Genomic DNA, 9,877 nt, shown 5'->3' on the forward strand with positions numbered 1-9,877 from the left:
ACGGTGAGGGAGGTCGCGATTTGAGCGAGGGTGTGGGCGTAGAAGAATTCCAGCTTCTCGATGTCGTCCATGACCACGCTCGCGGTCTCTCCGGAGTGTTCTCGGCGTCGGGCGGGAACACTGTGCGAGTAGGAGTCGAAGAGCGCCATGCGCAGACGCGCCAGAACCCGGTAAGCCAGGGCATGGGAGATGTCCATTTCTCTCCACGTCAGGATCGTCCTGGCCAAGACCAGTCCGATGAGTGTCACCCATATCCTTGGACCGGGAGGGCTCGCCTCGACGATGGCGTGGCCTACGGCCCAGGCGGTGAGCACTACGATCGCGGTCAGCGTGAGCGCACTGGCGGTGCCGATGAGGTAGCTGGTGATCATGCCCCGTCTTTCAGCGCGCAGCACGGGGAGCAGCGAGAAGAAAGCGTTGGGTGAGGAAGGTTGCATCACGGGAGGATCCGATCCACATGGTCGTTGTCCAAGTGCAGGACGGATTCGACGTCGAGAAGACTTTCGGGGCGGTGGCTGATCATCAGGACGATCCGGTCGGCTGCGACCCGGTGCAGGGTGTGGATCACTTCAGCGGCCCGGGCGGCGTCCAGGGCGCTGGTGGGCTCGTCCACCAGGAGCACTGGTCGTCTGGCAAGCAGTGCCCTGGCGAGTGCAAGTCTCTGACGCTGTCCGCCGGAAAGGCTCAGCCCTGCTTCGGTGACCTCCGTGTCGAAACCCTGTGAGAACGAGAGGATTTCGTCGAGGATTCCGGATGCCGCGCAGGCGGTTTCGAGTTCGGCGTCGGAACGCGCACCGGTGACAGTGAGATTCTGGCGGATGGTGCCGGTGAAGAGGACCGGACGTTGAGACACCACGGCGAGGTCGTTGCTGTGCAACGTTTGGCCATCGAGCAGGATCTCACCACTCTCAGGGGTCAGGAACCCCAGGAGGACATCGAACAGGGTCGACTTCCCGGCCCCGGATGTGCCCACGACAGCGCTGAGGGTTCCGCGGTTGATCTTATGGGTGAGGTTCTCGAACACTGGGTGGTCTGTGCCTGGGTAGCGGTAGGTCACCGATTGGATGCGGAGTTCTCGGGCGGTGTCTGGAGCCTCTGACCCGGCGGGGGTCTCCGGCTGGGCGTCGTGTTCGGGCCTGTTGAAGGCGCCCAGCCGAACCAGTTCGGGCACGGCTGTCAGGCCCATGAAGCCTGCGTGCCAGTGCCGGGAGAGATCGCGGATCGGACGAAACGCCTCAGAGGCCAAGAGGAGGACCAGATACGTCTCCAGTGCCGGAGGCTGTCCGGTGGCGGCGTGGAGGGCCGCTGTGGTTCCGGCCGCGACTACTCCGGCCTGGATGGCGAAGTCCGTCACGCCGGTCTCTGCCAGAGACACTCTCATCACCCGTTCTGTCGCGGAACGGAGTGCTTCTGACCGGTCGTGGAGACGACGCCGGGTCCCTGGCACGGCACCGAGGACGCGGAGGGTGGCCATGCCGCGCAGGGATTCCAGGAGGTCTGCGCTGAGATCCTCGTAGGAATCCCAATGGTTGAGTCCCCGCCGGGCTGCGACTTTCTTCCACAGCAATGGCCCCGTGAGCGCCAGTGCGACCGCGAGACCCACCCACGCCCCAGCCCACGGGTTCAGGATTGCCACGGTGATCACGACTAGTGGGCAGGCGAGGAGTACTTGGGCGGTGGCGGGGATGTATTTCGACACGTAGGCGTCGGTGCCGTCGATCCCATCTCCGAGGCTGGCCCTGATGGCACCGTCTCGGGCAGTGGTGTCATGGAGTCGCGGGGCCACGAGGGCAGCGGGGATCGCTTGTTCTCGGAGGCGACGCCGGACGAGTCCTCCGAGTCTGGCCGCGGAAGAGGCTTGCACTAGAGACAGCAGCAGGCGGAGCACAGCGATTCCGAGAATCATGCCGAGTGCGAGCCACACCTCGTCGGTCTGCCCGCTGATCACCGTTGCTAGGGTCCAGGCGATGGCGAGGGCTTGAGCCGCGTGTGTCGCGAACACCAAAACGAGCCAGATGATGCTCCAGGCAAGAGGAGCGGGGAACTTCGCGGCCTCGCGCCAGAGTTCAGGGACGATCATCATGAGTCGGGGTTCTCCCTGCGATGGTCTTGGTGCTGCGAGATCATGGCCAAGGCGTGCATCATCCATTGGCCGTTCTTGGCTGGAATGCCGGAGACTGGGCGACACCGCCAGTGTTGAGAGAGTTCGGCGCTGTAGCTCAGTTGCGCGGCTTCTCGATGGGCGCGCCAGAGTGCATCGACGATGCCCCTTGCAGCTGTGGTGGTGGGAATTGACCAGGTCTCGACTCGGTCTGCTCCTTGAATCCACGGTTGCTCTGCGAGTTCCGCTACTTCGCGGGCTCGCGGATTGTGATTCCCTCTCAGCAAGAACTCCTCTGTGGGTGGCGAACGTCGGTCAGCCAATGCGTCTGCTCTTTGTTGGTGCACCTGCCACACTTCTGGGAGCTCTATGGCGACCAGTGGTATCTCTGAGACGAGCCCGTGGGCTAACCACGCTTGGGTTTCTGCGGCACGGGGGACCCCCAGCAGTTCTCGCAATTGTGGACCAGGTCCGGTGATCGACGCCGGAGACTTCGTCAAAAGGAACTCGACGGCCATCTGCGCGTAGGCGGTATCTGCTACCCATAGTGGCCAGGCACGGTGCCGGTAGCGTCCAAAGCTGCGACCTGGTTGGACTGTAAGTACAAGAAAAGAGAATTCCTCTGGAAGCTGGCTATTGGGCCAGCCGGGTATTCGTCGCTCGAGTGTGTCGTCGCGGTGCAGAAGCGAGGAGCGTGAAGGGCAGTAGACGTAGCGACCTGGTTCCAATCCTTCGAATCCGCTGCGCCCGATGACGAGGTGGGATTGAACCGGGTAGGCGCCCCCGGCGGAAGGAACTGGGCGTTGTCTGGTGGTCGTGAGGGTGCCGTCAGGGAGGCGGTGATGCTCGCCTAGGTGCCACAAGGCAGCCAGGAGAGTCATCAATTTCTTCGGAGTGGGGGTTTCCAAAGCGCCTGCCTCTTGCCAGTTGTTGATTCGCGGCCCGGGAGGTTTGGGCACCCCGGGTGGATCTGTCGACAGCGCACGACCTAGCAGCACCGGAAGGCCAGCAGCTGCGTGTTCTACAGCCTGGGAGTGGGAGCTCATTGGATACATGTTTGATGAGGTCATCGGGGGTCTACATGTGTGGGGGCGGAACCAAAGAGAATTCGGTAGAACCGCCATCCCAGGTGCTGCGCCATCGACGTTCGAGGCTGGCTTCTCTGAAGCGCGCCATGCCGAGGTAGGAGAACGCTGCGGGAGCGTTTGGCACCAGCCCAGTGATGACGCTTCGCACTACGCGCAGCGAAGTCTGTTTCACATCCTGAGTCGTGAGGTCCCGGGTGAGAACTCGGTGGCCCCGATCGGCAAGGCGCTGGTATACCTCTGGCATGGTGACCGAGGCGATGTCAGAGATTGGACGAACACCTTGGGTCGGTGCAGTGAATCGACGTGACTCCTTGTGCATTCTGGGATCTAGCCAGAGCTGGACATGGGCGCCGAGATCGATGATGTGTTCACACTCTTCGCCGGCCGAGTCGAGGTATTGGGCATCCTGGCGGAAATCTAGGTAAAGGCCTCGAGCCATCAGGCCTTGTTCAACCGCACGAAACACCCAGCCATCCGCACTGGTGCAACCCTGTGTGTATACCCACGTGTGGACTGCCTCGAGCACGGCTTTGCGGGCAGCGTGAACGGGGTTCAGAGCTGCCGAGAAGCCAGCGGCATAGAGACCGCGGTCTGGGTCGTAGACGAGGGCAGCCACGGCGGGAGCGAACTCGGAAGGCATCGAGACGAGGGAGACTTCAAGATTGCTCCCTTCAAGATCATCAGATAGACCCGGGACACTTTCTGGGTCGATACCCATCGTCGGGCCGTCGAGGTGCCACCAGAGTTCAAGAGCGTCGCGTTCAATGATCTCTAAGACACCCCGATCGCGGGCATCTGCAGCGCCCTGCCCGGTCGCAATCCCGGCGTAGTTCAAATGATGAATACGCGGAAGGTGACGAAACCGAGACTGCCTCCAATTCAGATACACCAGGGAGGCAGGAAGCCACGTATCTGCGGATCCAGCCTCCTCACACCGGGCCCAGAGTGTTGGAGTCTCTTCACCGAGAGGCTGGTAAGGAAACCCCTGACGGGCGTATTGCCACGGGGCAAAGACCGGCAGCTCGTCTAGCTCGATCGGGTTCTCCCCGTTGTTGCGGAGGCCCCGACGTGTAGCGACTTGTAGATCATCGGGAGGCAGCGTCGCGGGGAGCCAGTTCCCGCAATACCGTTCGACACCTTCGGCGATCGCCGCGATCCTCGCCTGGCCGGGGTTGTCGAAAGTCGTCCCTAGCGAGACTCGATCAGCGGGCCATTCGCCGAGCTGGCGAGCATCGGAGACGGAGGCAGTTAGTCCCAGGTAGGCAGTGGGTGCTCCCTCGGGATGGGGGACCTGTCGAACTGAGCGAATGACCCCACATTCAGGGTCGACGAGAGACTCCACAGGCAGTGTCTGCCCTTTCTCTGGACCCGAGGGTTGACGGCCGGAGTCTTGCAGAGTGGTTGTTGTCGAAGTCGTCATGGGAGATTCCTTTGGTGATTCCATGTCCTCGCGTCCGGGTCGAGATGGGACTCGGTGTGGGACTCGTCAGTGCAGATGCGGGTCCATTGCGCCGCCGCCCCCGGCAGGCCCTGCGCTGCTAGCCAGGCGTCGATGAGAGCTCCTAGTCCACCTTGTGCCTGAAGCTGATCGAGCAGCTGAGGATCGGTGATGTCTGCCGTAAGTCGGTGGCCCCACGGGCCTGTCACGAGGTGACTCGCCCCGGACCAGGATCCTGCTAGTTCGCGTGCGTCGGCGACGAAGAAGTCTCGGTCTCCACTGATGAGCAGCAGAGGTGCGGATATTGAGGCGTAATGAGAGTGTGTGTCGAGTCGCTGGGTGTTCCAAAGCCTGCGCCACTGATGAAGCGCTCGATCGTCCCATCCCCATCCCTGTGCTGCTTGTATGGGGCCAAGGTCCTTCACCTGCCTGCTCCGGCAATTAATTTCTGCCGGCGGGAGAGGTCGTTGAGATCTTTGGGTCCGACCGTGTTCGTGCCACCATCCGATGCGATGTTCGATTTCCGGTCTGCCGGTAGAGTCCCAGGCTGTTTCCGCGAGACCGAGCGCTGGAACCAGCAGAACCAGCGCATCTGGTTCAGGGTCGGTACGGTCTGCAGCGCCCAGCGCGGCTTCCAACGCAGTGTGGGCGGCGTATGAAGCGCCGAATACGAGCAAAGGAACCCCTGGGTGTTCTTCACGTAGCTGGTTGAGCAGAAAAGCGCCGTCACTGGTTTCATGCTTGTAGGGTTCCCAGCTTCCACCCGATCGGTAGCGTCCTCGGACGTCTTGGATGAGGCAGTGATAACCGCGCGACGCCCAGGAGCGCCCGATTGACCCATGTTTCGCCGCCTCGTAGGGGGTGCGAATGACAACCACTCCGACGGGAGAGCTGGCCTTCCAGAGATAGCCTGCTAAGACGACGCCATCAGATAGATGACAGAAGTGGGGTATCGGACGGTCCCAGGCGTTCACGGGCGCACCGTCGATCTATCGGGACGGTGGGGTGCTTGGTACCCCAGGGCAGTGTGTGTGCTCACCGTTCCTGTGGGAGAGACGAATTTCCACAGCGTGCGGCGATAGTTCGCTACTTCGTCTGCCCCTTGGGCCCATGCCAGTGCCATGCCGAGGAGGCGAGCCACCACGAGGATCCGTGCGCTAGCCGGTTCCGGGGTGCTGGGCCGCGGGGACTGGTCGCGCCACAGAGACAGTGGTCCGGGGGTTGGGCTGGCTGCCAGTCGCCGGCGTGTCACCTGCTCGCTGGAGGCGTCTTCGGGGCTCATGCTCAGTGGATCAACGAAGTAGACCTCACCTTCGCGGTAGGCGCGCAGCCACGCGCAGCCACTCTGAGATAACGCGTCGATCGGGGCCCATTCGGCGTGTTCTTGGGGGGAGTCAGCGTAGGCGAGAATCAACTCGAAACCCGTCCCGTCACGGGTGCCTTCAAGGCTCGACATCAGCCCCTGTGCGGAGGCAAAGCGATGAAGCTCGACCCCTAGTTCTTCCAAGGCGGAGGACAGCTCATCGAGGACAGGACCAGATCCTATAAGAGCGACGCGACGGTGATCGCGAGGCCATCGTGAGTGGCCGTCCTGTTCTTCGCGAGACGCGATCTCTGAGCTGAACCTCTCGAGATACAGCGCTGTTTCGCTGCCTGAAGGGGGCGTCTCACGCAGTGCGTCGAGAAGTTCTTCTGGGGGGTCCTGTACACGCAAGAACTGCCCGGCGCTGGTGCGCACCATAATGGGGCCCTCGGCGGTGGCAAGAACATGGGCCCCAGTGTCAGGGAGCCTGTTGATCGGTGACTCTCGGGGCATTGAAAACCTTTCGAACCAGCCCGGTCGGGCAGCCATTGCGGCTACCCGACCGAGCGTGCTGTCTCGTCGCTGACTAGCGAATCAGTCGAACGGGTTCTCTACGAGCGCGTTCGAATGAGTTGCCGACAGGTGTGCCAGCTGCTCTGGTTCTTCGATCTCCGCGACGATCTGCTTCTCGGTCTGCTTATCCATAGCGGACTCCTCTCGGTAGATTTCCGTTCCAGGCCAGATGGCCAGCACGGGTTCGCAACTGCGAACGCCCCGACACTAATTGATAATGATTATTAATTGCAATACGTTGGTCGGATGGAGTCCCCACCACTGATAGTTGCTGACTACCGCGCTGATCAGATCTACGCGCTGTCCGATTCCGTCTTCACGACCCTCGGACACGGAGTCTTAGCCGAGCACGCCGGGGTCTTGGACCTGCCTCCCCACCGCGAGTCTGGTCGAGGTTGGGCCTTCGTCGATGACCGCAGAGGGGTGCTCGTGCGCTACAGCGATGGCAAGTTTCAAGAGATCTCGACCGCCATTCCTGGGGAGCATCTCGCCCGTGATGTAACGGGACGCTATGTGATAGCCGCGACCGGGTTAGGCGCGAATCACGAAGCCTGGAGCGATGTGGTCACTGTTCATGATCTGGAGGCCAGCGAGTCAGTGCGCTTCCGGAGTCGGGTCGGGGAACCCGGGGTCCTCGTGACCTCTGACCAGAGCACGGGGGAACCCATGATTGTGCTCCGTCACCGAGAACCAGGAAGTATCGAGGCGGTTCCTTTGTGTAGGGCCCTCTCCGTTGGTGCACATGTCCCGGTCCTGCGGGGTGAGACGACCACGGATATCGCTGAGGATGGGCACGGGGATGTTGTGGATCACCACACAGGCATACTGGCGACCGCAACCAGTCGCGGACTGGAGCGCTTTGTCATCGACAAAGGTGTTCCCCGGTCGATCGGAATAGTGGCATGGCCAGTGATGGGACGGGCGTTCTACCTGAGGTTCGACCCCAATACCGGCTCAGCCCTGGGAGTTCTCCGCGGAGGTCCTACAGCGCCGACGGCGTGGACAGACTGGACGAACTATTTCGTGGAGATCGACCTTTCTACCGGGCAGACGCGACACACGGAACTTCCCAAAGGCCTGGCATTCCGTTTCGCGCTCGGTGGAGAAACTACAGCCGTGACGACCATTCACCCGGACGGAGACCAGCTCTCGATCCTTGACCGTGACGCCGAGACGCTGCAGCTACGACATCACGTGCCGTTACCGGCGATGTCTCACCCGCCCTCGCCGGGACATCTACCGTGGGATCCCGTGGGGGACTCGCCAGCACAACGACGAGCCGTCGCCGTGGACCCCACGGGCCAGACCGTGGCGGTGACCGCCGGAGGCGACGCTCGCCTGCACCTGATCACCGCCGACGACATAGAAACCTTGACCACCCCTTCAGCGCTTGATGAAGGCGGCGTGCTCTTCTGGACCCACAACACCACTGACTCCGTGGGACGTTAGCCTGTGGCATTCGATCCGCTTCCTAGCAGTGCCAAACTGGCCAGCGTGCTCTCCGAGTGGGAATACCACGGTCGACCAGGTCTCCCTCACCGCGGATTCATGCTCAACCGTCCTGCCGGTGGTCACCGACGTGGTATCCGCCGCGCAGACACAGGCGCCACCGTCTTCGAGACCGAAGAGCACATTCTTCAAATGTCGCCAGCGCCCAGTCATCGCCACATAGCCCTCCAGTTAGCGCCACGGGGCGATGAGGACGGCAATCTTGCAGTGTTAGATGTCACCACAGGCGAGCTTCAGCGATACCCCAACATCCGATGCCGGTACGAACCCATGCGTTGGAAATCCGGCTCCGGCAGGCTAGAGCTTGTAGCCCGCGACCCTCAGCGGCTCATAAGCCTCGACATCGTCAGCGGCACGATCTCCGAGACACCAGTGGCGACCGACGCGCGAGTGCGCCTGTTCCCCGGGGGAGCAGAGGGACTGCTCACCGAAAGTCGACCCACAGCGCCCACTGCGGTCCTCGATCGGGCGACAAACCGCAAACTCCTCTCCTTTACCTCGGTTATGGATATTGTCGAGATAGGGAGAAACGTCCTGATCCGCACGGGAACTGCGCTGCACGAGGCAGACCCGGTGACCGGCGCCTTACAGTGGTCTTGGGAAGATCCTGGGCTGCGGATCACCGCGTTCACCGTAGACGCACACATTGTCTACGTCACCGGCGTCCGGGCAGGACACAGCGTCATCATCGAGTTATCCGAAGGCGTCCCCCGCGCCGAGAACGAAGTCGTTCACGAAGGTTCTCCCGCCGTTGCACTCGATATAGCCGCTGACGGCGACGGGGTCCATGTCCTGGTCGAATCCCCGGTGATACCTCCACGCGCCGTAGCGGTCGAGAACATCGTCGAACCTGCCCCGCACAGACCCCCGGAGCGAAGCGAGGACCGCAGTATCGGTGACACTGTTTGGCATGAGTTTCCCGCTGACGACGGGACCCTCCTAACCGTCGCGCTCACGTCACCGCCAGACATGGAGGGTCCTGCTCCGCTGATCCTCACATGCTACGGAGGCTTCGGCGTGGCGTACCTACCCATTTTCGAACCCACCATCCCAGCGTGGATAAGTTGTGGTGGACGCTACGGATTCGCCCAAATCCGCGGAGGCGGAGAACACGGCACAGCGTGGCGGGAGGCCGGGCGCGGCCACAATAAATATCGAGGCATCAACGATCTTGCCGCCATAGCCCGTGGGCTCGTCGACATCGGAGTTACTCAACCGGAGCTTCTCGTCCTGGTGGGTGCATCCCATGGCGGGGTCATCGTGACGAGCTGCGCACTTGGTCATCCCGAGATCTGCGCTGGAGTCGTGGCCACCGCTGCGCCGCTAGATCTGTTGTCTCTGACTGCTCACCCACTGGGACGCTCCTGGATGAGCGAGTTTTGTGGTCCAGAGAATGCGGAGAGCATCAAGGCCATGCGAAGGATCTCCCCCCTCTACCGTGCCCAGAGCATCCCAGCGGGTTCCCGTCTTCCCAAATTTCTTGGCATCGTGCTGGCTGAGGACGGTCGCGTCAATGCCGACGCCACACAGGAGTTCGTTTCCGTGCTGAGAGCAAAAGGCGGCGAGGCCACGCTCTGGCAGGCGCAGAACACTGGCCACGGCAACAACCACCTCGACAGCCTGCACCAGCTCGGGATGGCAGTACTGGGCTTCGCAGCCACCACCACAGGAGTCTTTGCGGCGCCTCCACTGAAAAGAAAGCCCAGTTGATGACGCCGAGCCAACATGTGGGTACCGCCCCGCCCACCCACCAGACATCTGGTCGTCCGGATCAAGTGAAACGTCCCCCCAAAGATTCCCCTGCTATCTCACCGGGTTCACGACGGCGAGGTCAGCTGGCGACAAGAATCCTCGTCCCGACCCTC

Annotated in this window: 6 protein-coding genes and 1 pseudogene; 2 read left to right on the plus strand and 5 right to left on the minus strand. The window is 62.1% G+C overall.

Annotated elements, in window-relative coordinates; all coding sequences use genetic code 11:
* The 5 genes and pseudogenes from BG28_RS13665 to amiA form a co-directional block, all read right to left on the minus strand.
* Positions 1 to 371 (minus strand): annotated as a pseudogene (locus BG28_RS13665) (ABC transporter ATP-binding protein); the annotation flags it as partial.
* Between the two features lie 65 nt (positions 372 to 436).
* Positions 437 to 2,083, minus strand: coding sequence for an ABC transporter ATP-binding protein/permease (locus tag BG28_RS13670; protein WP_036478101.1), 1,647 nt, complete (start codon positions 2,081 to 2,083; stop codon positions 437 to 439).
* 1,095 nt (positions 2,084 to 3,178) lie between these two features.
* The gene (locus tag BG28_RS13675) at positions 3,179 to 4,633 is read right to left on the minus strand and encodes a YcaO-like family protein (RefSeq protein ID WP_369797266.1); all 1,455 of its coding nucleotides are present in this window, start codon (positions 4,631 to 4,633) and stop codon (positions 3,179 to 3,181) included.
* Positions 4,606 to 5,601 (minus strand): CocE/NonD family hydrolase, encoded by a 996-nt coding sequence (locus BG28_RS16915; protein ID WP_200869366.1) that lies wholly within the window; start codon positions 5,599 to 5,601, stop codon positions 4,606 to 4,608. Before BG28_RS16915 ends, BG28_RS13675 begins: the two co-directional genes overlap by 28 nt.
* Before the next feature lie 923 nt (positions 5,602 to 6,524).
* Positions 6,525 to 6,635, minus strand: a complete 111-nt coding sequence (amiA, locus tag BG28_RS16535) for a streptamidine family RiPP (RefSeq protein WP_255342494.1) — start codon at positions 6,633 to 6,635, stop codon at positions 6,525 to 6,527.
* A gap of 114 nt (positions 6,636 to 6,749) precedes the next feature.
* Between amiA and BG28_RS13680 the strand changes: the two genes are divergently transcribed.
* Together BG28_RS13680 and BG28_RS13685 are read left to right on the plus strand one after the other, a co-directional pair.
* Complete coding sequence (locus tag BG28_RS13680) at positions 6,750 to 7,952, plus strand: hypothetical protein (protein WP_036478103.1); 1,203 nt, start codon at positions 6,750 to 6,752, stop codon at positions 7,950 to 7,952.
* A gap of 330 nt (positions 7,953 to 8,282) precedes the next feature.
* Entirely contained in the window at positions 8,283 to 9,722 is a 1,440-nt protein-coding gene (locus BG28_RS13685; RefSeq protein ID WP_200869367.1) for a prolyl oligopeptidase family serine peptidase, read from the plus strand.
* Positions 9,723 to 9,877 lie beyond the last annotated feature (155 nt).

It is taken from the genome of Nesterenkonia sp. AN1 (assembly GCF_000582475.1).
Taxonomy (GTDB): domain Bacteria; phylum Actinomycetota; class Actinomycetes; order Actinomycetales; family Micrococcaceae; genus Nesterenkonia; species Nesterenkonia aurantiaca.

Coding starts and splice junctions, on each gene's coding strand:
- BG28_RS13670 (WP_036478101.1), bottom strand. CDS start 2,083: ATGATGATCGTCCCTGAACTCTGGCGCGAGGCCGCGAAGTTCCCCGCT.
- BG28_RS13675 (WP_369797266.1), bottom strand. CDS start 4,633: ATGGAATCACCAAAGGAATCTCCCATGACGACTTCGACAACAACCACT.
- amiA (WP_255342494.1), bottom strand. CDS start 6,635: ATGGATAAGCAGACCGAGAAGCAGATCGTCGCGGAGATCGAAGAACCA.
- BG28_RS13680 (WP_036478103.1), top strand. CDS start 6,750: ATGGAGTCCCCACCACTGATAGTTGCTGACTACCGCGCTGATCAGATC.
- BG28_RS13685 (WP_200869367.1), top strand. CDS start 8,283: ATGCGTTGGAAATCCGGCTCCGGCAGGCTAGAGCTTGTAGCCCGCGAC.